Here is a 24,446-nt window from a genome sequence, read left to right as displayed (position 1 = left end):
CGTTTCAGCCGGCGAGCGGAAGGACGCGAATCCGCAGCGTGGCCGTTTCGGTCGCGCCCGGCGCGAGCAGGCGCAGCCCGCGGCCGTTGTGGATCGCGTCCGGCAGGCCGAGCCACGGCTCGACGCAATAGAAGTCCGAATCCGGCTTCTCGGTCCAGGTCGTGACCGCGTACCACGGGATCGAGCCCGGCACGTCGAGCGCGATCTCGATCGTGCGGCGGCGGCCCGGCATCACGATGCGCACCGGTGTGGCCGGCACGCTGTCGAGGCAATGGAAGCGGTCGAGGATGTCCGGATTGTCGAGGTGATAACGGGCTTCGCCCGGCTCGGGCGTGCTGATCGAACCATCGGCCTGCTGCGCGCAACGATGCGTGGGCGGCAGCTCGAGCGTGGTTTCGGCGCGTTCGCCGTGCGGCAACGCGAAATAGAAATGGTGGCCGGCGTAGTAGGGCAGCGGCGTGTCGCCGCGATTGGTCGTCGTCAGCGCGACTTCGAGCGTGTGCGAGTCGGCCAGCCGGTAGGTCGTTTCGAACCGGAAGTCGAACGGGTAACTGGCGCGCAGCGCGTCGGTCGCGTCGAGCGTCATCGACAGCGCGGCGCCATCGGCCGACGGGTGCGCGGCGAACGGCAGGTCGCGCGCGAACCCGTGCATCGGCAGGTCGCGCACCACGCCGGCGGCGTCGCGCCAGCGGCCGAGTTCGCCGTCGACGCGATGACGGCCGAGGAACGGGAACAGCAGCGGGTTGCCGCCGCGCACGCGTGCGAGGTTGCTCCAGTCGGCCGTGTCCGGCCAGAAGATCACCGGTTCGCCGTCGACATCCCATGACAGCAGGCGGCCGCCGAATTGCGGAGCGACCCGGACGAGCGACGGGCCGGCGTGAAGTTCGTGAATGTCGTGTTGCTGGAAGGTCGGCATGGCGAATCGGGTTGGGCGGGTGGACGGGAACGGCGCGCTCCATTATCGGGCCGTGGCGGCTCGGGGAAAACCCTTCTCGGGAAATTGCGAGTTTTTAAGACTGTCATCGGTCGGGATAATGCCTCTAAACCGGTGATGTTGCCGGGTCATGACACTTCGTGGAGGGGGCCATGGATCTGGCAATGGCAATGGGTATCGCACTGTTCGGCATGTTCACCGGCAGCACGGTATTATTTTTCTATCAGCTCGGCCGCTGACGGCAATTCCTGCCGAAGTCGAAAGGCCCGCCATGCAAATGGCGGGCTTTTTGCTTTCTGAGTGCTTACAAATTGCAAGCGTTTGTGTGCATTGCCGCAATATCCAGCCAAATGCCTTGGCGCAGTAATCCGGGCTCGGCATAATCGGGGCGCGTTTTTACGGACGCGCATCGCGTCGTCCGCTTCTCTTTCCGCTTAATTTTCACTAAAAGGACCGACGCGTGAGTCTCTGGTTTCTGGTATTCCTGAGCGTCCTGCAGGGCGTCACCGAACTCTTCCCCGTCAGCAGCCTTGGCCATACGCTGCTCGTGCCGGCGCTGTTCGGCATGCACATCGACAAGCACGCACCGCAACTGCTGCCGTTCCTCGTCGCGCTGCACCTCGGCACCGCGCTGGCGCTGCTGTGGTATTTCCGCGCGCGCTGGATTGCGTTGATCAGCGGCTTCTTCGCGCAGCTCGGCGGCCGCAAGAACGACGACGGGCACCTGATGTGGGCGCTCATCATCGGTACGATCCCGACCGGCATCGTCGGGCTGCTCCTCGAGAAGCGCATCGAACGCGTGTTCCACGACCTGCGGATCGTCGCGGTCGCGCTGATCGTGAACGGCGTGCTGCTGTGGCTCGGCGATCGCATCCAGCGCAGCCGCGCGCATCAGGCACCGGAGAAGATGACGTTCAAGCAGGCGTTCTTCGTCGGTCTCGCGCAGATCGGCGCGCTGATTCCGGGCTTCTCGCGCAGCGGGCTGACGATGATCGCCGGCAACGCCGCGGGGCTGACGGCGGAGAAGGCCGCGGAATTCTCGTTCCTGCTCGGTACGCCGATCATTTTCGCGGCGGGGGTGCTCGAGCTGCCGAAGCTGTTCCATGCGCGCGACCAGCTCGCCGATGCGCTGCTCGGCGGCGTGCTGACGGCGATCGCCGCGTACCTGAGCGTGCGGTTCCTGATGCGCTACTTCGAAGGGCGTGGCCGGCTGGCTTCGTTCGGCGTGTATTGCGTGATCGCCGGTGTGTTCTGCCTCGGCTGGTTCATGCTGCATCCGCAGCCGGTTTGATGCTGCGAAGGTCGATCTCGCGTGATGTGGCGCGATGATCGGGTATAATTTCGGGCTCGGCTTCATGCCGGGCCCGTTTTGTTTCGGGGCTTCGAGGTGGGTGGTTCTTGCTGCCGCTTGAAGCCTTGCATCAAATGCAGCCCGCGCCGGCCGTGTCTTTTCTCCCCGACCGCCCTTAGCTCAGTTGGATAGAGCAACGGCCTTCTAAGCCGTAGGTCACACGTTCGAATCGTGTAGGGCGGGCCAGTGAAATCAGTGAGTTAGCCCGGTTTTTATGATCGGGCTTTTTGCTTCTGCGGATGGCCGGAACCAATCCGGAACCTAGTTCGCTCAACGTTGCGGTCGAACCGACTTCACGAACGCTGCATAGGGATTTTCAGCGGGCAATGGCGGCGGCGCGTCGATAGCTTGCCGTCCGCGCGGGCTCAGGCCGAACGCATCCAGTAGCCGGGCCGCTTGGGCGCGCGCATCGCTCAGCGCGCGCAGCGCCGGATGCGCCTTGCTTCCGCCGGTCCCGGTCGCAATCGTCAACCCTTCGCGGTCCAGCGTTTCGCGTAACTGCGCCTCCGTTGCTAATGTTTCGGCAAGCAGTTCGAGCGCGCGTAGGTCGGAGGCGCTCAGTAACCCCAAACTCACGACGAGCGGCGCGACGCGAACCCATTCCATAGCCGCACGCGATGACATGCCGTCCGGCGGTGGAGGCGCGACGGTCAATTGGTCGGCCGCGATGCCTTTGAGGCGGTCAGCGCGCAAGGTCCCGGCGAGGGCCTTGGTTACATTTTGCTTGCGCGGCATGATTCCTCCCTAAATTTTCTTCGTAGTGGTATATCGGGGGCGCGATAATGACCTGCCGATACACGCGGGATTCCCGTGTTCGCAACACGTTGAAACGTGCGCTTCAATGTTACAAGATGTGATGATGGCCAAGTGGGGTTTTAGGTCCGAATGACAAACCGGCACATCCTATACGACAGGAAATAAAATGGCGGCCTATTTAAGGGATCAGAACGTTCGAAATGTTTCTATTGATGCCGAGTCGCTCGGCCAAATTAATTATGTATTTTTTGAGCGATTTCAAGAATTAAATCGAGAGCTAGAGAAGTCAAATAAAAAAGCGTTCTTCACGTATATCATTCGATTCGACAATAAGGGGTATAGAGTTTTTTCGTTCGATGAGTTAATCGCATATTTTAATATGGCTAGTGACGTCGAGCGAATTCTCTTCACGATTGAATCGGACGAGGCGCTCGCAAGTGGCAGGCGAACTGGGGCTTATATGGAAGTTTGCCTAGACAACAAAGAACCTGCTCGCTGTACCTTAACATCGTCGTCGGACGATAAAGGATGGGCAGAGGCATCATTCGCCGCCATGGAGGACGTGCTGCAGAAATTTAAAACCCGTTATGGCCTCGCTAGAGCGCAGTGGGTGAGGTTGGCAATACAGATTTTTGGGGTGGCCATTATTTTTGTTGTAAGCCTGTGGCTTGCCTCTAAGGTCGCGCCAAAGCTGAAAGTGGATAATGCCTTTGTTATAAGTTTTCTTTTTATTCTTTTGATGTTGTCGAATGTGTGGTCGTTTTTAAACGGGGCGCTTCTATTTTTTATTTCAAGGTCATTTCCGAATGTTGAGTTTATACGACCAGCAAAAGCGCGGCTTCACTGGATTGTGCAATCCATTGTGGGTTCAGCCGCATTCGCGATTACCCTGTATGTCCTGGGGCAAGGTTTTTCCTTCTTGACCGACGTTATCGTCGGTTTCGCTGGTAAAGGGACTTGATGTTTGGTGATGAGCGGGTAGCCGCGCGGTCGGCTGATTCAAACTCTGCCGGTCGCGCGTGCCGGCATCGAACAATCCATGGGGGCAGCGCGCAATCCCCATCTACGACACAACCCCAAGTGACCGAAAATTTGGTTTGCGACTGACTTCATAAAAATTCGCGTTGCGCCACGATCATCGGCGCAGTCCCGCTAGAGATTGCCTACCCCCTACCCATCCTCATGCGGGTGCGCGGATGCCCCGCCATGGCCGTCAGCGCGGCCCGCACGCATCGACCAAGGACCAAGCATTAGCGCTCGCGCCGACCGCTCAGAACGCCTGCAATCAGCCCCTTTCATGACGCGCTCACTTGCCGTGCGTACCCGGGAATTTCGACAGCCCAGACACACATCGAGCGCCGATGTGCCTGCGGCGCGCGCCTCGGCCGCGCTTGGTCATGTTCGTGCTGCATCGCGTCAATCTGGCCACTGCCGTCAAGCTCGTGCGGAGCGTCGGTCATCGCCTAGCGTAATGCAAACGCGACGGGCTGGCTCCATCGGCGGACTCCCGGCGGTTGCGTATGACCGCCCGCAGCGCGGTGAAGCCGCGACAACGCAACATAGCGGCGGCGAGCGTCTTATGCGCTAACGTCCGCCTCGATATGGGAAGCGGCGCGCAGCGACGGCAAACGCCGCCGATGCATGCCGCCTGTCCGCACCTAGTCCCCGCAACCTGCGACTTCGGCCAACAGGTCGCTATGCGGTCGCGAACGGCGCGTTTCCCACTTCTGACGCGACACGATGGCGAACAGCGGTTCAAGCACCGCATCTACGAGCATCCGCGCACGCGATACCAATTCCCCGCTCGAAATGGAACCGTCATGAACAAGCGCGCGAACGCTACGTTGTGCCTCGGCGATTTTCTCGCGGGCCGCCTTGATTTGGGGCATGTTGGTCGTGACGTTGCCGACGCGAGCGCCGAGCCAGTTCTTCTCCGTGAATACGTCGGTCCGAACTGCGGCACGCAACAGGTCGTCCGCGTCCGACAAGTCGTTCAGCGCCTCGCAGAGTGCGGGCGGCGCAGTACGTTCTAGTTCGGTCAGGATGCGTTCGCGCGCGCCGTTATCGGCCATCGTCCAAACCGCGAGACGACCGCGCGCTTCGAGCATCGACTTTTCAGCTTCGTAGCGTGCAGCGTTCGCCGCAGCGAAGGCAACAGCCGTGCGTTCGACCTCAACGGTCAACGCGGACCGTTCGCGTTTCCGGTCGGGCAACGACTTGAGTTCGTGCGCCAGTTCGGCGCGACGCGCATCGAGATTCGCTCGTTGTTTCGCCGCGAGCTCGTCGGCGAGGCCGGTATCGGAGACGAGCGCGTCGAGGATTTCCATGCGCTCGGAAAGGGGGCGTTTCATCATGACTTTGTACTCCTATTTATTTAAGTAAAGCACCTTCACAATGCGGGTTCCCCCGCGCCTAAAAATCGTCCTGCATATCCGACGTGTCGCGGCCGTAGAAGGCCGTTGCTTGTCCGGACCCGTCCATCGCCGGCCGTCTGATCCCGCGTTCGTCGCCGTCGTTCGAACCTCGCATAGCGGCCCGCTTGTGCTTCGCGTGGTAAGCGGTCAGCACCGCGTGCGCGACCATGTCGAGCGCCGGTTTAGCGTCGCCGTTTCGGTCGGTCCAAACCTTAGGGGTCAGCGTACCGGCCAGCGCGACCGAATCGCCGTCATCGAGCGCCGACAGGGCGGCCTTCGCGCCGTCCGAAAACGCGATGACGTTGACGAACAGCGCTTCGCCTTCGCCAGTAGCAGCGCGAACCTTTGCCGTCACGAACGAGTGACCATTCGCGCCCGTGCGCTCTGCCGGCTTGCCGTACAGCTTCCCGCTAACCAAGCCATCGATCATCACGACCTCCAGTCGTAAAAGTCAAAGTTCCGAACGCATCGTGTTGAATCCGGAGCCGCCGGACCGGACATGCGGACACACCTATAGGTGTGTGTCCGCGTCCGTCTGGGTGCGGACAACGCCGGACAAAACCGGACAATTGTCCGGGTAGGTATGGCTCGAACCGGCAAACCCTTATGGAATAAGGCTTTGAGGTTGCCGCTCAGCAGGCCGTAGAAAATCAGCGAATGAATATTGTCCGCGCAATGTCCGGTCGATTGAATCGCCATCGGTTGCGAGAATGTCCGGGTTTGCGCGGTCATCTCCCGATTTTCCAAACGAACGGTGCGGACATCATCACGAATTCCCCGGCGATCAAGTCCTGTTTCGCGCGGGTGAATGCCTTGCGCTTGGTATCGGCCTTGTCGTCGTCGCTGCCGTAGCGCAAATAGAATTGCCGCCGCCATTCGCTTTCCTCCACCGCGCGCACCCCGGACGGGATACTGCTCGACCCCGCCATCACGCGCCCTCTATCACTGATAACTTCGACGAGCGCATCTAGGCCAATCTTCGCGCCGCCGGTCGGCATCTTGCTTTGCCGGTTCGGGGATGCGGCGGCGTCCGATTCAATGACGCACGACGTAACCGGCTCGCCGTCCTCATCGTCGCCGAGGTCAACGACACGAAGCGAGAACGCGTAACGCTCGCCGTCGGCATCGTCCTTCGATTTCGCGACGGTCCATTCTCGGCGGCTATCGATACGCGTCACTTCGAGGGCGGCGTCGAGCGCCGCGAACAGCGACGAATGCCCGCGCAGCCCCTTGGCCGCATCTTTCCCCGTGTGATGCACGACGAGAACCGCGCCGCCGATACTGTCTTGCAGGATTTTGAGCTTCACGATGATTTCGCCCATATCCTTCGAGCTATTCTCGTCCGCACCGGGCGCAGCGCGATTCAACGTATCGATTACCAGCAACCCCGCACCGCCGCCGGCTTGAACGGCTTCCAACAGGTCGGATACATCCGCCAGGTTGCGGACGTCGAAGGGTTGCGTAACGAAGTGCAACCCTTCCGGAAGCTGGCGATGGTTGCGTGCGCTCCACGCCTTCGCACGCTTGCTCATGCCGGCTTCACCTTCGAGGGCGATATAGACAACAGGTGCCGGCGTGACGCGGTAACCGAACCAATCTTCGCCGCCCGCGATAGCAGCGCAAAGGTCGAGCACGAGAAACGACTTACCCGACCCGCTCGGGCCATACATCGCAACCGTCCCCTGCGCTGGAATCACGCCTCGCACGAGCCATCGCTGCGCCGGTGCATTCATCAAGTCATTTGCCGTTTGGAGCCGGTAGCACTGTGCTGCGACAGGTGCAGAGCGCTTAACGAGGAAGTCCGCACGAGCTACTTCAGCGGCATGCTGCTCGCGCGAGCGCCGAATTGCGTCGTCGGTCACGATATCGCCGATATAGTCGGTGCCCATTAGAAGCGGCCCTCCAGCAACTGAGCAAAAATCCATTCCTTTGCGGAGGCAACAATGTGTTCCGTAACCCATGCCTCGTGCTGCGCCCACGCTGCATCACCCATCCGCCGGCGGCATCGTTCACGTTCGGTCTGAATCATCTTGTTGATGCGAGTTTTGATGGCCTCGGCTTCGCTCATTACGCCCCCCGCTTGTTCAGCCAACGGGCGACCTTACGGCGGTCCGAAGTGGTGAGGTGATAGACGCCGCGCTGTACTTCGATTCCGTCACGGTCGATGCAAGCGACGCGCACGCAGGGCAAGGTGAGTCCCTTTGCGCGCAGGCACGCGATGAGGTCCGGGCCGTTGCTGCATCCCACGACGCCGTCCAATTCTTCGCGCGGCATCGGCCGGCGTTGCAGCACGGTCAACGCGCGAAGCTGACGGAGGTTAGCGGTTCCGGTAAACTCGCTTTGACGTTTGGCGCTCGTCGGCTCCGGTTGGCGGGCGTTTCTGTTTTTCATTTCACCGCCCCCCATTCAACAGGGCACGGATGTCCGTGACCTTCCAAGCGAGGCGATTGCTGATCCGTACCGGACGAATCGGGCCGTTTTCGAGGCAAGCCCACCTGCGCAGCGTTTGGGCTTTCAGATTGAGTGCGGCAGCGGCTTCCGCCGTGGTCAGAATTTCCGGGAGTTGCGCGCCGTCCAGCGCCTTTTGCGGGTCCATATCAACGCTCGATTTGAGCCGTTCTTGGCGGGCCTGAGTCGTCGATAACGTGCCGAATTCGTTTCGACGCTCAAGGATTCCGCCGTGTTCGGCTATGTGCTTCGGCGTTGATACTTTGGGGTGGGGGGGGAGTGGGGTATCAACTGTGTGGACGTGGGGTATTTTCTCCGCACGGCCGTGTTATCTGTCGAACCGTGCGTACTTCTCGTGATTCGCCATTCGGATGCGCTCTTGGTTCACGGCTTCCTGCCATGCTGCCTTGAAAGGATCGTCGCCCGCTCCGAACAGGTCTGCACGGGTCGCTTTGCAGGCGATTTTGATTTGCTGTTTTCCGCCGTCCGGGATGTTCATGCGCGCGAAATGCAATTCGTCCGTAATCGCTTCGATTGCTTGAATTTGTCGTTCGCGCTTCGTCAAGCCGGCCATGTTAGGGGCATCCTCCTGCAACGTGTCCGGGGGCGTAGCGCCTTCAGCATCTTCGATAAGGCCAAGGTCACGTGCAGGTTCCAGCCACGGCACGTTGAAGCCCTTACGGCGTGCCCATTCGATGAAGTAGCTCGGTGCGTTGCGGGGCGGATGGTTCCCGCTTTCCCACATAAGCTTCATTTCATGAAGAAGGCTCGGCACCGCTTTCAAATCTTCAAGCGTTCCGAAGTCGTCAAAGGATTCAATCGGCCATTCGACACCGTGTGCATGCATCGACGCCGCGATGCAGACGAGCGCGCCGTCCAAGTACCGGATGTGCGAATCGCCGTGAGTAAGCGAACCGGGATCGATGCCAATCAGCAGCGGGAGCGCTTCGTCCGGCGTCCACGTATCGCGTCGGAACCAGTAGCGGAGGGCACGATTCAGCCGCGCGTTCGCTTCTTCTCTACCGCGTTGCTCGACGAGTTCTCTCTCGTGCCGTTGCTGCCACGGTGCCGGTTGCGGCATAGAATCGCCGTTAGCCATGATGCGAGCCTCCCTATAGGCTGTTCGTGGTTAGGCGGGTCGATGCGCGAACATCGTTCCCGCCGCCGCATTCGATTCTAACGGCTAGTCACTGCGCCATGCGCAATCCTTGCGGCTCGGCCTTCGCGTCGAATTCGATACCGGCCTGTTCTAACATCCACGCTTCGATGTTGTCGTGCCACTTGCGCAGCAGGTCGAGCGGACGGCGGCGGTAGTGTTTTTCCGCGATGGCGGATGGCTTGTGACCTTGAATTTGGGCGATGACACCGACCGGAACCTCGACCCATTCTGCCAGCGTCCCGAACGAACGCCGGAGGCCGTGCAGGCTCAGATGAGGAAGGCCGGCTACCGCGAGCGCTTGGTTATGCGCGATGCGCGGCTCGGCGATTTTTCCGTCCGCCGATTTTTTGCTCGCGAAAACCCAAGGGGAGGGCGACCATGATTCGCCTTTGGCAGTTAAGTCCCGTATTTGGCGGACGTTCGGCGGCGAGTCGTTCAAGCGCTTGAGTTCCCGCAGGACGCTGGCGAGGTACGGTGTGAGCGGGATGGTGCGCGAACCTTCGACCTTGTCGTCGATAGACAGCGAGCGCCATTGAAAATCGACGTCGGTCCATCGGAGTGCCGCCATTTCCTCGCGGCGCGCGCCCGTGATGAGCAACGCTTGCAGATAAGCCGCAATGACCGGATTGCCGAGCTTGCGGACGGCGTCGAACCAAGCCGATAACTGTTCCCGTTGCAGGCAATCATCTTTCGCCTTGGTGCGAGGTACGGCGCTTCTGACGGCGCGTGCGTTGTATGCGTTTGGTGCAATGATGCCGCCGTATTCCGGCCGGTCGTTACACCAGCGGATGAAGGCGCGCAGCTTCCGATAACTCTGCTCGGCATTTGTCGGGCGCGTTAGCGATTCGGATGCGAGCCACGCGGCGACCACGTCGGCGGTTAAGGTCGACAGTTTCAACGGCATGAGCGCGGCGAGCGGTCCCGCGACCGTCACACCTTTCCCGCGCTTTCTCGGCTCGCCGCCAGCGTGTGCCAGATTCTCATGGTCGAATAGATGGCGCTCGCTCCATCGCGACCGGTTTGCGTTGAGATAAGCCGCCCAAGCTTCGTGCACGGTCGCATCTTGTCGTTTGGCTTCGGCTTTCCGCGCCTCGTAGGCGGCGGCGTGTTCTGCTGCCTGTTCGCGCGGGTCTACGCCACTGTCGAGAAGCGTTTTCAGGCGGCGTGCTTCAACGCGTGCCTTCTCGATGCTCCAAACGGATGGGTCGCCAATCGAGATGCGCACAAGTGAGCCGCGCAATTTCGCTTGGAGCACATACCGTTTTGTGCCGCCCGCGTTTGCGCGAAGACCAAGACCGGGCGCGCCGCTGTCCCACAGGAAGGCTTCGGATTTGCCCTCGGGGCAGGTGTGTGCCGCTACCTTGCCCGCCGTGAAATTGACCTTTGCCATCGTCGCCGCCCTCACTTAGGGTAGATTCCGGAACCAATCCGGAACCCGATTTTGGCAATTTTGATCAACACATGTCAACGGGCTGGCGAGGCAGAATTTCTATGAAAGCCTTATCAGGTAAGGATTTAGAGGATTTTTGGCGACGTTCTTCAACACCCGTAAATGCCTAGTCTTTCGGCCTTCTAAGCCGTAGGTCACACGTTCGAATCGTGTAGGGCGGGCCAATGAAATCAGTTCATCAGCTGATATTTTCAAATTTCCCATCCTTTGTCGCCATGCTCGTGTAGGCAGCATGCAGGTGTTTGCATTCAACCGGATCGCCACCCATCCATGCGAGATCGGCTGCTCTCACTGACAGACACTTTGATGGCGTCATACGCTGAAATGCCAAGCCCGCCGCACGACAAGATCGAGGCGGAGGTGCTTGGTCGGCTGACCTCCAACACCGCTCGATGTAACCGCAGATGCCAAGACGCTCCACGTCTTGGCTTTTTTATACCGCTGACCCGCGTATCGCACCCGAGATAGCGGGCTTGTGCCGGAATCGAAGTCCGGACGCAGGACCGCATCCTGACTTTCAAACCGTCGCGCAAACGAAGGTTTGGCACCCCGGAGGCGTCCATGCGTGCTCGACGGAAGGCGAGCTGGACCTCAAGGCCGCACGGACGGCGCAAGCGCCAGGGCGGTCTCGAGCACGGCCCGTCCGAATGTGCGGGCGTATGCGGTCGCATCGGCGTCGTCACGCGGTCGGTCGGCGCTCTCCTTGAACGGCAATTCGATGGTCATCGCCAGCGCATCGAATTGCTCCGCGACCCACGGGATGCACTTCCTTGGGCTCGCGTGGTCAGGTCGGTCGACGGAATAGCCGCGCGCCGTCTGGAACACTGGCGAGCGTCGCAGCAGGTCCTCGTCGAACGTGCGGCGCAGGGCCTGCAAGCGTGGCGTCCAGGCGGGGCTGCCGTCGGCGCCCACCGAGAAGACGTGGGGCAGGACCTCGTCGCCATGGAAGTCGACGAGCAGGTCGAGCCCGAGCGCTTGCATGCGACGGCGCACGGCGGCCGTCTCGGGCGCATCCGGATACTCGCGGTCCCAGCAGCGGTTGAGGTTGGCGCCGCGCGCGTTCGTGCGCAGGTTGCCCAGGCGCACGCCGTCCGGATTGGCATTGACGACGACATGCACGGCTGAGCCACCGTTCTCCCAAGCAGGACGCAGCGCGCCGCAAAGCCCCTGCACGAGGCCCTCGAGACAATAACCGCCCTGCGATTCGCCGGGATGCTGGCGAGCCATGAACCACAGGCGAGTGCGTGGCGCATGGCCCTCGAACGAGAGCATGCGGATCGGTTCGCCGAGCGCGGAGGTCCCGAGTATCTCCAGCGTTGCGCCCGCCTGTGTCGCTTGAGCGACGAGGTTGTCCTCGGCGACGCGGTCGAAGGTCGGGAAATAGGCAAAGCGCAGGCGCCGGGCCGGGCCGGGCGCGTGGAAGGCGAGCGCATCGCCATCGAAGTCCGTTGGCAGGCGGCGCCAGGCCGCCGCCTCGCCGCCATCGGCGCGCATGCAGACGCGGTAGTCGACCCAGCCTTTAGGGTAGGACGAGCCGGCCAAACCCTCGATGCGCACGTCGATGCCACCGGGCGGCAGATCGACCAGCTCGAACGCGAACCATTGGGCGAATTCGGCGGCGTTGTCACTGCGCAGACGCAAACGCAGGGGCGAGCCGCTGGTGGGAGAGGCAACGTGATCGATGGCGGCGGCTTCGAAATCGGTGTCGATGTGCATAGGTCCGATCTTAGGACAGTTTCGCCGTAGGTCACACGTTCGAATCGCGTAGGGCGGGCCAGATGGATTCCTCGAAGACCCACACAGGTCCGCCCCAGGTTACCCCGCCCCCGTCACTCAACCGTCACCGATTTCGCCAGATTCCTCGGCTTGTCGATATCCGCGCCACGCAAACACGCCGCGTGATACGCAAGCAGCTGCAACGGCACCACATGCAGGATCGGCGACAACAACCCGTAATAATCCGGCATCCGCAGCACCGACACGCCTTCGCTGTTGTCGATCCGCGTATCGGCATCGGCGAACACGTAAAGCTGCCCGCCGCGCGCCCGCACTTCCTGCATGTTCGACTTCAGCTTCTCGAGCAACGCGTCGTTCGGCGCGATCGTGGCAACAGGCATCGTGTGCGTCACGAGCGCGAGCGGCCCATGCTTCAACTCGCCCGCGGGATACGCCTCCGCGTGGATATACGAAATCTCCTTCAGCTTCAGCGCGCCTTCGAGCGCGATCGGATAGTGCAGCCCGCGCCCGAGAAACAGCGCATTCTCGTGTTGCGAGAATTCCTCCGCCCAGCGCTCGATCTGCGGTTCGAGCCCGAGCACATCCTCGAGCGCACCGGGCAGCCGCCGCAATTGCATCGTGTAGCGCGCGAGCTGCGCATCGTCGACGTAGCCCCGCAGCCGGCCGAGCGTGACCGCGAGAATGAACAGCGCAACGAGTTGCGTCGTGAACGCCTTGGTCGACGCGACGCCGATTTCCGGGCCGGCCCGCGTCAGGAAGCGCAGGCCGGTCTGCCGCATCATCGCGCTGGTCGGCACGTTGCAGATCGCCAATGTGTCGATATGGCCCAACGCCTGTGCGTACTTGAGCGCGGCGAGCGTGTCGGCGGTCTCGCCGGATTGCGACACGCTCACCACCAGCGTGTTCGGCATCGCGAGTGCGTCGCTGTAACGGTATTCGCTCGCGATCTCGACCTGCGCGGGCACACGCGCGATCGTTTCGAGCCAGCGGCGCGCGGTCAGGCCGGAATAGTGGCTCGTGCCGCACGCGAGAATCAGCACGTTGTCGATCTGCTCGAACGCCCGCGCGGCGTCGGGGCCGAATACAGCCGGATCGAACAGCCCCGCGTCCGGGATGGTCGCGGCCACGGCCTCCGGTTGCTCGAAAATCTCCTTCTGCATGAAATGCCGGTACGGCCCGAGTTCGACCGCGGCCTGCGCGGAGGAAATGGTTTGTACCGCGCGCTCGACCGGTACGCCGCCACGATCGAGTACGCGCACGCCGCCCGGCGTCAGTTCGACGATGTCGCCTTCCTCGAGAAAGATGAAGCGGTCGGTGATGCCGGCGAGCGCGAGTGCGTCGGAGGCGAGAAAGCATTCGCCGTCCTTCAAGCCGACGACGAGCGGTGAGCCGACCTTCGCCCCGATCAGCCGTTGCGGCTCATGCTTGCTGAACACGGCGATCGCGTAGGCGCCGTGAAGCTGCGATGTCGCCGCGCGCACGGCGGCGAGCAGGTCGCCGCGATACTGGCTGTGGATCAGGTGCGCGACGACCTCGGTGTCGGTCTGGCCGTCGAATTCGTAGTGCGCGTCTGAAAGTTGCCTGCGCAACGTTTCGTGGTTTTCGATGATGCCGTTGTGCACGAGCGCGATTTCGTCGCGCGAGAAGATCGGATGCGCGTTGCAGGTTGCCGGTGCGCCATGCGTCGCCCAGCGCGTGTGCGCGATGCCGGTGCTGCCGGTCAGGCCGGCGGTGCGCACGTGCGCGTCGAGATCGGCGACACGCGACACACTGCGTTCGCGACGCGCCTGGCCGTTCACGACCGTCGCCACGCCGCATGAATCGTAGCCGCGATACTCGAGGCGACGCAAACCTTCAATCAGAATCGGGACGATGTCCCGTTGCGCGACCGCGCCGACGATGCCACACATGACACGTCTCCTCCCTGTTAGTCCTCATGGACCGCGCACGCCGTTGCGTCAGCGCGATGCGGTGGCCGTTGCCGCTGCCGTCGTGAATCCGCATCGAGCGGGGATGACGGGCGCGGCCATCCGGCTTTCGAATGCCAGATAAAGCGACTCCTCCAGTACGTTCCAGTGCGCGCCGTGCCGGTATGGGGCCGATCGCGCTTGCCAGCAGGCGACGGTGCCCCAATCGTTCATCTTGAGCGCAACCAGCGCGATCAAGCTCCACGGATAATCGGTGTTGGCGAGTTGCGGCCAGCTCTTGCCGTGCTTCCGAATCCACTGCGCGTAGAACGTCTCGCCGGATTGTTCGGGTACCTGAATACCGGAAAGGAGCGGGAGAATCTGCGCGATCTTCGCCGGATAAAAACTCGTATCGCTGACCTGCTGCGTGCTCGCACGAAACCCGGATCCGCTGCCGCGCCAGAAGACTCTCAGGATCGCGGATGCCAGCTGGTCGGCACGCTGGCTCCACGGTCCCGCATGCGTGTAGTCGGCGCGTCGGACGTAGTACGCCGCGAGTGCCTGGAACGCGCTGTGGATTTCGACGTTGTCCATCAGCAACGCGACATGTAGCGACGACGAGATCTGATAGACGCCGGAGGCCTTGTCGAGCAGCGTGTCCAGGTGCAAACCGGCGCGGTTCAGGCTGAGTTCCCACGCGGCGGGCAAGCCGTCGGGCGGCGCGAAGCGAGCGAGCAGTTCGATCCAGGTCGCGATCATCGCGTCGTCGGTTTCCGCGTCGGCGCATGCGCGGTAGCGGCCATTCTTCACGCAGTAACGATCGAAGCTGCCATCCGGGCGCTGGCGCGGCAGCAGCCATGCGATCCACGCGAGTGCCGCCTGACGGGCATCGAGTTGCGCGTCGGACGCGGCGAGCAGCGCCTTCGCCGCGAAATACGGGTCGATGCCGACGCCGTTCAGGCGCACGGTGATCGCACCGTCGGCGCGTTGGTACAGCCCGTCGAGGCGAAGTTCGGCGGCGCTTGCGTGCAGCGTGAAGCCGCACGCAGCGATACAGCAGGCGACGTGCCACAGGCGACACAGTGTAACGGTGGCCGCTACGCGCGAGCGTATGGTCGGGCAAAGCGCGGGCCGGTTCATGGTCTTGGGCTCCTGCGCGGCGGTCCTGTGCAATCGTCGCCGGGCGCGGCGTTGGCCGCGTCGCGCCTGGCGTGCGTGTCGACGTTGTGGCTCGGGACACCGTAGTGCGGGTGAACCCGAGGCTGGTACCGATGTTTGCGTTCACGGGCCGGCTTCTGGCTTCGAAGCCGGAACCAGGCTCGTGGATCGCGCGTACTTCAACGGGGCGCGTCGGCACGTTCTGATCGCTGGAGCACTCGTTCGCTCCACGCGGACGCGTCGCGTTTCCCTCCTGTTTCGTTACCTGGGTGCCCCGGTTCGTCCGCTGCCGGGCGAGTGTTTCGGGGCACACCTGTCCGTCATTAAGCAAGGCGTGAGCCATCGGCCGGGATGCCACGCGCGGCAAGGGGCGGGGGTGGAGGGTGGGCGTCTGGCGCGAACGACGGCGATGATTTTTGATTCAACGAAGAATCAGCGTGCGCACCCGCCGAATGCCCGCACTTGATCGGCGTCGAGGCATGGACGTGTCGTGCGTGGAGCGAATCGTCTGCCGAACCTGCGCCGCCTTGGCAGTGCGATGCCGCGCGGTGATGCGCATCGCGTCGTGCGTGACGTGTGCATCGGCTGGCGTGCCGGTGTGCTTCATGAGCGCGCGTGGGTTAGATGGGCCGGACTCCGATGCAACGACCCCGTTCCGGACCCGCGTTACACATTCGCAACATTTCCCGCCCCGTCGATTCGTGCGACGTGAATGACGTTGCGTGTCGGGTTGAACCATCGAGGATGACCACCACCAGGCGATCGGTCTTGCCGCCGTCTGCACAGACAAAAGTGGCGGATCAAGGAAGCGCAACGCGCTTCGACAGATGCGAGCGATTCGATGCGCAACGGACGCACGACATGCGTTCGAGATTCGTCGGACGACGTCGTCGAAGGGACCGTGCGACTGCCCCGGTGTTTGCGTGTATCGCGCCTGACTGGCGCGGCGACACGCGTAGCAGTTGTGAAACATTCCGTCGCGCACTGCAGGTGCGCGGTGCATGCAGCGTGAACCGGATACGGTCGCAGGGCGGCTGGTTTGAATATTGCTGTAGAGGAAAAGACGTGAAGAACCGAGGCCTGGCCAAACGAGGAACGACTCATGACGTGACTGATCAAGCGCAACAGGACGCCGGTAGTACGAGGATTCGCGTGGCGTGGACCGCGCGAACCGGGCGGCGCGCTCGCTCCGCGACACCGCAACGTGTCGACCGCGTGCGAGTACGGGAGGCGCCGCCTGAATACATGCTTCGCGCCACGAGCAGGGTCATTCAGCGCGAAATGGCTCAACGAGGATAACGATGAAAAAGATTTTGCTTGTGTTCGGGACTCGGCCGGAGGCCATCAAGATGGCACCGCTGGTGCGTGCGTTGAAGGCACAAGCCGGTGTCGACGCCAGGGTATGCGTAACCGCGCAGCACCGCGAAATGCTCGATCAGGTGCTGACGCTGTTCGACATCAAGCCCGACTACGATCTCAACGTGATGCGTCAAAGTCAGACACTGACCGACGTGACGACGGGCATTCTGCAGGCAATCGGCATCGTGTTCGACGAATTGCGTCCCGACGTCGTGCTGGTACACGGCGATACGACGACCACGCTCGCGGTCAGTCTCGCGGCGTTCTACCGCTATCTGCCGGTCGGGCACGTGGAGGCCGGCTTGCGTAGTGGTGACATCTGGTCGCCGTGGCCGGAGGAGCTGAACCGCCGTGTGACCGACGCAGTGTCGTCGTGGCATTTCGCACCGACCGGGCAAGCACGCGACAACCTGCTCAGCGAGGGCGTACCGGGTGGGGCGGTCGTGCTGACCGGCAATACCGTGATCGATGCATTGCACGAGGTGAAGCGCATGCTCGATCACACCACGGCGTTGTCGGAAAAGGTTGCGGGACAGTTTCCGTTTCTCGAACCGTCGCGGCGCGTCGTGTTGATCACCGGGCATCGTCGCGAAAGTTTCGGCGAGCCGTTCCAGAATTTCTGCGATGCGCTGTGCACGCTCGCGAACCGTTATCCCGACGCGCAGTTCGTCTATCCGCTGCACATGAATCCGAACGTGCGGGAGCCGGCGCGTGCACGGCTCGGCCACCTGCCGAACATTTACCTGATCGAGCCGCAGGAATATCTGTCGTTCGTATTCCTGATGTCGCGCGCGCATTTCATCATCACCGATTCGGGCGGTATTCAGGAGGAAGGGCCCGCGCTGGGCAAGCCGGTGCTGGTCACGCGCGAGACGACGGAGCGGCCCGAGGCGATCCAGGCCGGCACCGCGCGGCTCGTCGGCACCGATCACGAACGGATCGTGTGGGAGGCGTCACGGTTGTTCGATAGCGACAGCGCGTACGGGGAGATGGCGCGCGCGAGCAATCCGTACGGCGACGGTCATGCGAGCGAGCGGATCGTTCACGCGCTGATGCGCAATCCGGGGGCACCCACGAAGGCGACGAGCTTTTCGATGGGGTCGTCGGAGATGCCGTTCAATGCACTCACGCTCGGGTTGCAGGCGTTGCGATCGCCGTGAGCGTGGTGGGTGCCCGCATGCCGTATGAGCGGGGTGCCCGGCAATCACTTTGAGCGCCGATCGCGGCCACGCAGGTCGGGAATCGTACGGGTCACCCGGCGCGGCATCGTTCCCGGCCTGCGTCGGCAATCCATTGAAGGTCGTGCAATCGGCTTGAAGCACTGGCGCTCGACGTCGGCGCCATGTGGCGCACGCGAGCTTCGTTCACGATTCATCCGCCAAGACGGCGTGATCGAGAAAATTGCGCTCGGTTCGCACGGTGACCTGAAGCTGGCTGCGATCACGATCTGTCGCGGCGGGGATCGCAAGAAGGCCGTTGCGGAAGTGGTCCGGATATCACGAAGCACAGCTGCGAACGGTCGGCGCGTGGGTTCTCGCGCTAGCGTTGCCCCCCTCATCGCTCGCCGGAACAGGCGCGTCAGTCGGTCCCACTCGCATGACAAACGTCATGCGTCATCGATTCCCTTTCAACATCTCCCGGTTTGTCTCTCGCCCGTGCCGTTATGCACCGACGACGCAAAACTGCCGCACATCAGTTAGAGTTGGAGCCCGGGCGATTCCGCATACGATTCTGGCTCCCCGGGCAATGTCGAAGCCGCCGGGGGCCGGACGTGGCACGCAAGTGCTGCGATCCGAGTCGCCATTTCTGGCAGTTCCGACATGATCGCGTTGCCTGAGTGACGGTTTGCATGGGGCAGAATCCGGGCTGGTGCGTGCCCGCTATCCATCCGGCTCGCATGCCCGATGGCCATCCCCAGCCAGCCGCACCGATCAGCACGCATTGACCGCCGGTCCTGCCGGCGGAGCAGTCCACAAGACGGCATCGGGCCGGCGCAGCAGGACGCACCCGCCGCCGTTCGAATCCCCACCCGGCACCCGTGGTGCGATGCGGGCGCCTCGACCAGGAGGTGAACGATGATCACGCTGACCGTCAACGGTAGCGAGCAGCACTTCGACGGCAATCCCGACATGCCGTTGCTCTGGTATCTGCGCGATGTCCTCGGCGACACCGGCACCAAGTTCGGCTGCGGCATGGCGCTGTGCGGCGCATGCACCGTGCACCTCGACGGCGTTGCGATCCGCTCGTGCATCACCCCGGTCGCGGCCGCTTCCGGCAAGCGCGTGACGACGATCGAGGGACTGTCGACGGACGTCAATCATCCGCTGCAGCAGGCCTGGCAGGAACTGAACGTCGCGCAGTGCGGCTACTGCCAGTCCGGGCAGATCATGCAGGCCGCGTCGCTGCTGAAGACGAATCCCCATCCGACCGACGCCGACATCGACGATGCGATGTCCGGCAACATCTGCCGCTGCGGCACCTACACGCGCATTCGTGCGGCGATCCGCCTGGCCGTACGCCGCGGAGGTGCCGCATGAGCGCGCCCGAACTCTCCGTCCATAACGAAAGCCGTCGCGCATGGCTGCTCGGCTTCGCATCCGGCGGGCTGCTGCTCGCGTTCGGCGTGCCGTCGCTCGTCCGTGCGGCGACACCGGTGCAGCCACCCGTCAGCGCGAATCCGCAGTATGGCGGCGCCGGGATGCCGCACGGGTTGCGCGACGATCCGCACCTGTTCGTCGCGATCGCGCCGGACGGCACGGTCACCGTGACCTGCATCCGCTCCGAGATGGGGCAGGGCGTGCGCACGAGCGTCGCGCTCGTCGTGGCGGACGAACTGGGCGCCGACTGGGCGCGCGTGAAGGTCGCGCAGGCCGTGGGCGACGAACCGCGCTACGGCAACCAGAACACCGACGGATCGCGCAGCCTGCGCCAGAGCTTCGCCGCACTGCGTCGCGCGGGTGCGGCCGCGCGCACGATGCTCGAACAGGCGGCAGCCGCGGCATGGGGCGTCGATGCGCGTCAGGTCAAGGCGACGGTGCATGAGGTCGTCGACACGAAAAGCGGCCGCAAGCTCGGCTTTGGCGAACTGGCGGCGAAGGCGGCCGCGTTGTCGGCGCCGGATCCGGCCACGGTGGCGCTGAAGGCGCCGGCCGAATTCCGCTATATCGGCAAGGGCGAAACGGCGCTGATCGACGGGCGCGACATCGTCGGCGGCCGCGCGCACTACGGGATCGACACGCGGCTCGACGGGATGCTGTATGCGGTCGTCGCGCGACCGCCGGCCTATGGAGACACGGTCGCGTCGTTCGATGCATCGGCGGCGGAGAAGCTGCCGGGTGTCGTCAAGGTCGTGCAACTTGCGCCAACACCGCTGCCGTCCGGTTTCCAGCCGCTCGGCGGCGTGGCCGTCGTCGCGCGCGAGACGTGGACGGCGATCCAGGCGCGCGCGCAACTGAAGATCGACTGGAAGCACGGGCCCAACGCGAACTACGATTCCGCCGCATATCGCAAGACGCTCGAAGCGGCTGCCGCGCAACCGGGCGACGTGATCCGCAACGACGGCGATGCGGCGGCGGCGCTGGCCGGCGCCGCGAAGCGCGTGCGCGCGACGTACTACATCCCGCATCTCGCGCACGCGACGATGGAGCCGCCCGCGGCCGTCGCGCGCGTGGCCGACGGCCGCTGCGAAGTGTGGACCTGCACGCAGGCGCCGCAGACCACGCGTGACGAGGTCGCGAAGGCGCTCGGGTTGCCGACGGAGCGCGTGACGGTCAACGTGACGCTGCTCGGCGGCGGTTTCGGCCGCAAGTCGAAGCCCGACTACGTGGTGGAGGCGGCGCTGCTGTCGAAGGCGGTCGGCGCACCCGTCAAGCTGACGTTCACGCGCGAGGACGACATCGCGCACGACTATTTCCACGCGGTGTCGCTCGAGGCGTTCGACGGCGGGATCGATGCGTCGGGGAAGGTGGTCGCGTGGCAGCATCGCACGGTCGCGCCGTCGATCCAGTCGACGTTCAGGGCCGGTGTCGTGCATGAGCAGCCGGGCGAGCTCGCGCAGGGGATCGCGGACCTGCCGTTCGCGATTCCGAACGTGCGGATCGAGAATCCGGCCGCGCAAGCGCACACGCGGATCGGCTGGTTCCGCTCGGTCTACAACATCCCGCATGCGTTCGGCATCCAGAGCTTCGTGTCGGAGCTGGCGCATGCGGCCGGTCGTGACCCGAAGGATTTCCTGCTCGAACTGATCGGGCCCGCGCGGCGTTTCGAGTCGCACATCACGGTGAAGAACACGAACTACGGCGAGGATCCGGCGCTGTATCCGATCGATACCGGCCGGCTGCGGCGCGTGGTCGAGACGGTCGCGCGCGGCGCCGGCTGGGGGCGCAAGCTGCCGAAGGGGCACGGGCTCGGGATCGCCGCGCATCGCAGCTTCGTGTCGTACACGGCGGTGGTGTGCGAGGTGCAGGTCGATGCCGACGGCAAGATCACGGTGCCGCGAGTCGACATCGCGATCGACTGCGGCCCGCAGGTCAATCCGGAGCGGGTACGCTCGCAACTCGAGGGCGCGGTGGTGATGGGGCTCGGTATCGCGCTGCACGGAGAGATCACGTTCAAGGACGGCCATCCGGAGCAGAGCAACTTCAACGGCTTCCAGGTGCTGCGCATGAACGAGGCGCCGCGCGAAATCCGCGTGCATCTCGTCGCGCCGGACGATTTTGCGACGCCGCTCGGCGGCGTGGGCGAGCCGGGCCTGCCGCCCGTTGCGCCGGCGCTGACCAATGCGATCTTCGCGGCGACCGGCACGCGCATCCGCAGCCTGCCGGTTGCCGATCAGCTCGCGAAGCCGCACGCGGGTTGACGCACACTATTCCCCACGCCGGGCCGCATCGTGCGGCCCGGTGCACATCGACCCCTGAGCAAGGAGCGTGACGTGGCCTCTTCCGAAGTCAGTGTGAAGCAGTCGGTTTCCCCCACCGAATGGGACGCGCGAGTCAACCTGGCGGCGGCTTACCGCCTCACCGCGCTGTTCGGCTGGGACGACCTCGTGTTCACCCATATTTCCGCGCGCGTGCCCGGCCCGGAGCACCATTTCCTGATCAACCCGTACGGGATGATGTTCGACGAGATCACGGCATCGTCGCTGGTGAAGGTCGATCTCGACGGACGCAAGGTGTCCGAATCACCTTACGAGATCAACCCGGCCGGCTTCACCATTCACAGCGCGGTGCATGCGGCCCGCGACGACGCGCTGTGCGTGATGCATACGCATTCGATCAACGGTGTCGCCGTGTCGGCGCAGGAAGGGGGTTTGTTGCCGCTGTCGCAGCAGTCGCTCGGCGTGCTGGCGTCGCTCGGGTATTACGACTACGAGGGCATTGCGCTCAACGAGGGCGAGAAGGCGCGCCTCGTGCACGACCTCGGTGCCAACACGAACCTGATGCTGCGCAACCACGGCCTGCTGACCGTCGGCGCGACGCCGGCAGACGCGTTCGTCGCGATGTACTTCTTCGAAGCGGCCTGCATGATCCAGGTCCGTGCGCAGGCGGGCGGCTCGGCGCTGTTGCCGATCGGCCGGCCGATTCTCGACGGCATCAAGCAGCAGATCGCCGCCGTGACGCGCGGGATGGGCGCCGGGGCGCTCGTCTGGCCCGGCTTGCTGCGCCGGCTCGACCGGCGCAATCCCGGTTACGCGGACTAGCGCATCCGTCGTTGTCGTTTTAGAACGACCGTGCTAAATTCCTGCCAGCACTTTCCGTCACGGAATCCTTCATTCGGCTGACGAAGCCGGCCCCGGGAGGCAGCACGATGAGCTTGTTGATGTCGCGACGCGATCTCGCGTTCCTGCTGTATGACTGGCTCGACGCGCAAGCGCTCGTCGCGCTGCCGCGTTACGCCGAGCACAGTCGCGAGACGTTCGACGCGGTGCTCGACACCAGCGAGCGGATCGCCGAAGACCTGTTCGCGCCGCATGCGGCGCGTGGCGATCGCGAGGAACCGCAGTTCGACGGCGAGCGCGTGACGCTGATCCCCGACGTCGAACCGGCCGTGCGCGCGTTCGCGGATGCCGGGCTGATTGCCGCGGGCCACGACGAAGCGCTCGGCGGCATGCGCTTGCCGAAGCTGGTCGAAGCCGCATCGTTCCTGTTCTTCCAGGCCGCGAACATCGCCACGTCCGCCTATCCGTTCCTGACCGCCGCCAACGCGAACCTGCTCGTCGCGCATGGCAGCCCCGCGCAGATCGACGCATTTGCGCGCCCGGAGCTGGAAGGGCGCTATCTCGGCACCATGTGCCTGTCCGAGCCGCAGGCCGGTTCGTCGCTGTCCGACATCGCGACGCGCGCGGATTTCGAGGGCGACTCGCCGCTCGGCCCGCGCTACCGGCTGACCGGCAACAAGATGTGGATCTCGGGTGGCGAACACGAGTTGACGGAGAACATCGTCCACCTCGTGCTCGCGAAGATTCCCGACGAACACGGCCGGCTGCTGCCCGGCACGCGCGGCATCTCGCTGTTCATCGTGCCCAAGTACCTGCCGGGCGGCGACGGCGCGGCGCAGGGCGAGCACAACGACGTGGTGCTCGCGGGGCTGAACCACAAGATGGGTTACCGCGGCACCACCAACTGCCTGCTGAACTTCGGCGAAGGCACGCGCTACCGCCCGGAAGGGCGCGCAGGCGCGATCGGCTATCTGGTCGGCCAGCCGAACCACGGCCTCGCGTACATGTTCCACATGATGAACGAGGCGCGCATCGGTGTCGGCGCGGGCGCGGTGGCGCTCGGCTACACGGGTTACCTGCACGCGCTCGACTATGCGCGCAACCGGCCACAAGGGCGCCCGCTCGGGCCGGCAGGCAAGGATGCCGCCGCGCCGCAGGCGCCGATCGTCGACCATCCGGACGTGCGGCGCATGCTGCTCGCGCAGAAGGCCTATGTCGAAGGCGGTCTCGCGCTGATCCTGTATTGCGCGAAACTGGTCGATGAAGCACGCGCGCACGACGATGCGGACGTGCGCGCTCAATCCACGCGCCTGCTCGACATCCTGACGCCGATCGCGAAAAGCTGGCCGTCGCAGTGGTGTCTCGCGGCGAACGACCTCGCGATCCAGGTGCACGGCGGCTATGGCTACACGCGCGACTATGCGGTCGAACGGCTCTATCGCGACAATCGTCTCAACCCGATCCACGAAGGCACGCACGGCATCCAGGCGCTCGACCTGCTGGGCCGCAAGGTCGCACAGGACGATGGCGCGTTGCTGCACGCACTCGATGCGCGAATCGGCGCGACTGTCGAACGCGCGCGGACGCTCGATGCCGACCTGCGCGAGCGGGCCGATGCGCTGGCGCGGCGCTGGGCGCGGCTGGTCGACGTCACGCGGCAACTCGGCGCGATCGGCGATCCGCAGGCGCGGCTCGCGAATGCGAGCCTCTACCTGGAAGCGTTCGGCCATCTTGTCGTGGCATGGCTGTGGCTCGACGTGACGCTCGCCGCGCACGGGCACGCCGGCGATTTCCACGACGGCAAGCGTGCGGCGGCCCGCTATTTCTTCAACTGGGAATTGCCGAAAGTGGATGCGCAGCTCGATCTGCTCGCGAGCGTCGACACGACGACGCTCGACATGCGCGACACGTGGTTCTGATCATGGCTTCACCGACATTCCGGAATGCAGACGATGTCGCGGATGCCGACTCCATCGGCCGTTGCGGATTCGTCGTGAACCGGCCATGCGGGCGCGCCCCGCGGGATGACTCGATGCGCGGCCACGCCGCACAAGGAG

The 24,446-nt window shown here is 63.8% G+C and carries 21 protein-coding genes and 2 tRNA genes; 9 read left to right on the top strand and 14 right to left on the bottom strand.

Translation table 11 applies throughout. The features are described 5' to 3' along the window. Positions 1-4: 4 nt before the first annotated feature. Entirely contained in the window at positions 5-916 is a 912-nt protein-coding gene (locus G3N98_RS08195) for an aldose epimerase (protein ID WP_206147879.1), read from the bottom strand. A gap of 478 nt (positions 917-1,394) precedes the next feature. Here G3N98_RS08195 and G3N98_RS08190 point away from each other — a divergent pair, with 478 nt between their 5' ends. Both G3N98_RS08190 and G3N98_RS08185 read left to right on the top strand, forming a co-directional pair. After that, the gene (locus tag G3N98_RS08190) at positions 1,395-2,225 is read left to right on the top strand and encodes an undecaprenyl-diphosphate phosphatase (RefSeq protein ID WP_039347620.1); all 831 of its coding nucleotides are present in this window, start codon (positions 1,395-1,397) and stop codon (positions 2,223-2,225) included. 169 nt (positions 2,226-2,394) lie between these two features. Continuing rightward, positions 2,395-2,471, top strand: a tRNA-Arg gene (locus G3N98_RS08185). 84 nt (positions 2,472-2,555) lie between these two features. Here the strand turns inward: G3N98_RS08185 and G3N98_RS08180 are convergent. Continuing rightward, positions 2,556-3,020 carry a phage terminase small subunit P27 family gene (locus G3N98_RS08180; protein ID WP_206147878.1) on the bottom strand — a complete coding sequence of 155 codons (465 nt, stop codon included), beginning with the start codon at positions 3,018-3,020 and terminating at the stop codon, positions 2,556-2,558. Between the two features lie 187 nt (positions 3,021-3,207). On the opposite strand from G3N98_RS08180, the gene G3N98_RS08175 reads away from it, so the two are divergent. Next, on the top strand, positions 3,208-4,002 hold the full coding sequence (locus G3N98_RS08175) for a hypothetical protein (RefSeq protein WP_206147877.1): 795 nt from the start codon (positions 3,208-3,210) through the stop codon (positions 4,000-4,002). A gap of 697 nt (positions 4,003-4,699) precedes the next feature. Here G3N98_RS08175 and G3N98_RS08170 read toward each other — a convergent pair. The 8 genes from G3N98_RS08170 to G3N98_RS08135 all read right to left on the bottom strand — a co-directional run bounded on the left by G3N98_RS08170 (position 4,700) and on the right by G3N98_RS08135 (position 10,452). Continuing rightward, positions 4,700-5,395, bottom strand: coding sequence for a hypothetical protein (locus G3N98_RS08170; protein WP_206147876.1), 696 nt, complete (start codon positions 5,393-5,395; stop codon positions 4,700-4,702). 58 nt (positions 5,396-5,453) lie between these two features. Continuing rightward, positions 5,454-5,885, bottom strand: coding sequence for a single-stranded DNA-binding protein (locus G3N98_RS08165; RefSeq protein ID WP_206147875.1), 432 nt, complete (start codon positions 5,883-5,885; stop codon positions 5,454-5,456). Between the two features lie 298 nt (positions 5,886-6,183). Continuing rightward, positions 6,184-7,344, bottom strand: a complete 1,161-nt coding sequence (locus G3N98_RS08160; RefSeq protein WP_241025808.1) for a helicase RepA family protein — start codon at positions 7,342-7,344, stop codon at positions 6,184-6,186. Then, on the bottom strand, positions 7,344-7,523 hold the full coding sequence (locus G3N98_RS08155) for a hypothetical protein (RefSeq protein WP_206147892.1): 180 nt from the start codon (positions 7,521-7,523) through the stop codon (positions 7,344-7,346). The genes G3N98_RS08160 and G3N98_RS08155 overlap by 1 nt, the downstream gene beginning before the upstream one ends. Next, positions 7,523-7,846, bottom strand: a complete 324-nt coding sequence (locus G3N98_RS08150) for a hypothetical protein (protein ID WP_206147873.1) — start codon at positions 7,844-7,846, stop codon at positions 7,523-7,525. The genes G3N98_RS08155 and G3N98_RS08150 overlap by 1 nt, the downstream gene beginning before the upstream one ends. 1 nt (position 7,847) lies before the next feature. Beyond that, entirely contained in the window at positions 7,848-8,051 is a 204-nt protein-coding gene (locus G3N98_RS08145; protein ID WP_206147872.1) for a helix-turn-helix domain-containing protein, read from the bottom strand. Between the two features lie 180 nt (positions 8,052-8,231). Next, complete coding sequence (locus tag G3N98_RS08140) at positions 8,232-9,002, bottom strand: hypothetical protein (protein WP_206147871.1); 771 nt, start codon at positions 9,000-9,002, stop codon at positions 8,232-8,234. A gap of 88 nt (positions 9,003-9,090) precedes the next feature. Further along, positions 9,091-10,452 carry an integrase family protein gene (locus G3N98_RS08135; RefSeq protein ID WP_206147870.1) on the bottom strand — a complete coding sequence of 454 codons (1,362 nt, stop codon included), beginning with the start codon at positions 10,450-10,452 and terminating at the stop codon, positions 9,091-9,093. Positions 10,453-10,608: 156 nt separating this feature from the next. On the opposite strand from G3N98_RS08135, the gene G3N98_RS08130 reads away from it, so the two are divergent. Beyond that, positions 10,609-10,676 (top strand) — tRNA-Arg (locus G3N98_RS08130). A gap of 427 nt (positions 10,677-11,103) precedes the next feature. Here the strand turns inward: G3N98_RS08130 and G3N98_RS08125 are convergent. The 4 genes from G3N98_RS08125 to G3N98_RS08110 form a co-directional block, all read right to left on the bottom strand. Further along, on the bottom strand, positions 11,104-12,228 hold the full coding sequence (locus G3N98_RS08125) for a M14-type cytosolic carboxypeptidase (RefSeq protein ID WP_089472535.1): 1,125 nt from the start codon (positions 12,226-12,228) through the stop codon (positions 11,104-11,106). A 113-nt stretch (positions 12,229-12,341) separates the two neighbouring features. Then, complete coding sequence (gene glmS, locus G3N98_RS08120; RefSeq protein ID WP_089472543.1) at positions 12,342-14,159, bottom strand: glutamine--fructose-6-phosphate transaminase (isomerizing); 1,818 nt, start codon at positions 14,157-14,159, stop codon at positions 12,342-12,344. 48 nt (positions 14,160-14,207) lie between these two features. Continuing rightward, positions 14,208-15,296: a hypothetical protein gene (locus tag G3N98_RS08115; RefSeq protein WP_206147869.1), complete on the bottom strand. Its 1,089-nt coding sequence runs from the start codon at positions 15,294-15,296 to the stop codon at positions 14,208-14,210. Between the two features lie 439 nt (positions 15,297-15,735). Further along, the gene (locus tag G3N98_RS08110; protein WP_144030238.1) at positions 15,736-15,921 is read right to left on the bottom strand and encodes a hypothetical protein; all 186 of its coding nucleotides are present in this window, start codon (positions 15,919-15,921) and stop codon (positions 15,736-15,738) included. 694 nt (positions 15,922-16,615) lie between these two features. Between G3N98_RS08110 and wecB the strand changes: the two genes are divergently transcribed. From wecB to G3N98_RS08085, 5 genes are all read left to right on the top strand, one after another. Then, positions 16,616-17,833 (top strand): UDP-N-acetylglucosamine 2-epimerase (non-hydrolyzing), encoded by a 1,218-nt coding sequence (gene wecB, locus G3N98_RS08105; protein WP_089472545.1) that lies wholly within the window; start codon positions 16,616-16,618, stop codon positions 17,831-17,833. Positions 17,834-18,748: 915 nt separating this feature from the next. Further along, the gene (locus tag G3N98_RS08100; RefSeq protein ID WP_089472546.1) at positions 18,749-19,210 is read left to right on the top strand and encodes a (2Fe-2S)-binding protein; all 462 of its coding nucleotides are present in this window, start codon (positions 18,749-18,751) and stop codon (positions 19,208-19,210) included. Further along, positions 19,207-21,531, top strand: a complete 2,325-nt coding sequence (locus tag G3N98_RS08095; protein ID WP_206147868.1) for a xanthine dehydrogenase family protein molybdopterin-binding subunit — start codon at positions 19,207-19,209, stop codon at positions 21,529-21,531. The genes G3N98_RS08100 and G3N98_RS08095 overlap by 4 nt, the downstream gene beginning before the upstream one ends. Positions 21,532-21,603: 72 nt before the next feature. Continuing rightward, positions 21,604-22,371: a class II aldolase/adducin family protein gene (locus G3N98_RS08090; RefSeq protein WP_206147867.1), complete on the top strand. Its 768-nt coding sequence runs from the start codon at positions 21,604-21,606 to the stop codon at positions 22,369-22,371. Between the two features lie 107 nt (positions 22,372-22,478). Next, positions 22,479-24,308: an acyl-CoA dehydrogenase gene (locus G3N98_RS08085; protein ID WP_206147866.1), complete on the top strand. Its 1,830-nt coding sequence runs from the start codon at positions 22,479-22,481 to the stop codon at positions 24,306-24,308. The last annotated feature ends 138 nt before the right edge of the window (positions 24,309-24,446 follow it).

The organism is Burkholderia sp. Tr-20390, from assembly GCF_017104595.1.
Classification (GTDB): domain Bacteria; phylum Pseudomonadota; class Gammaproteobacteria; order Burkholderiales; family Burkholderiaceae; genus Burkholderia.
The sequence above is the reverse complement of the archived record's forward strand: the minus strand, read 5'-3'. Positions and strand labels throughout refer to the sequence as shown.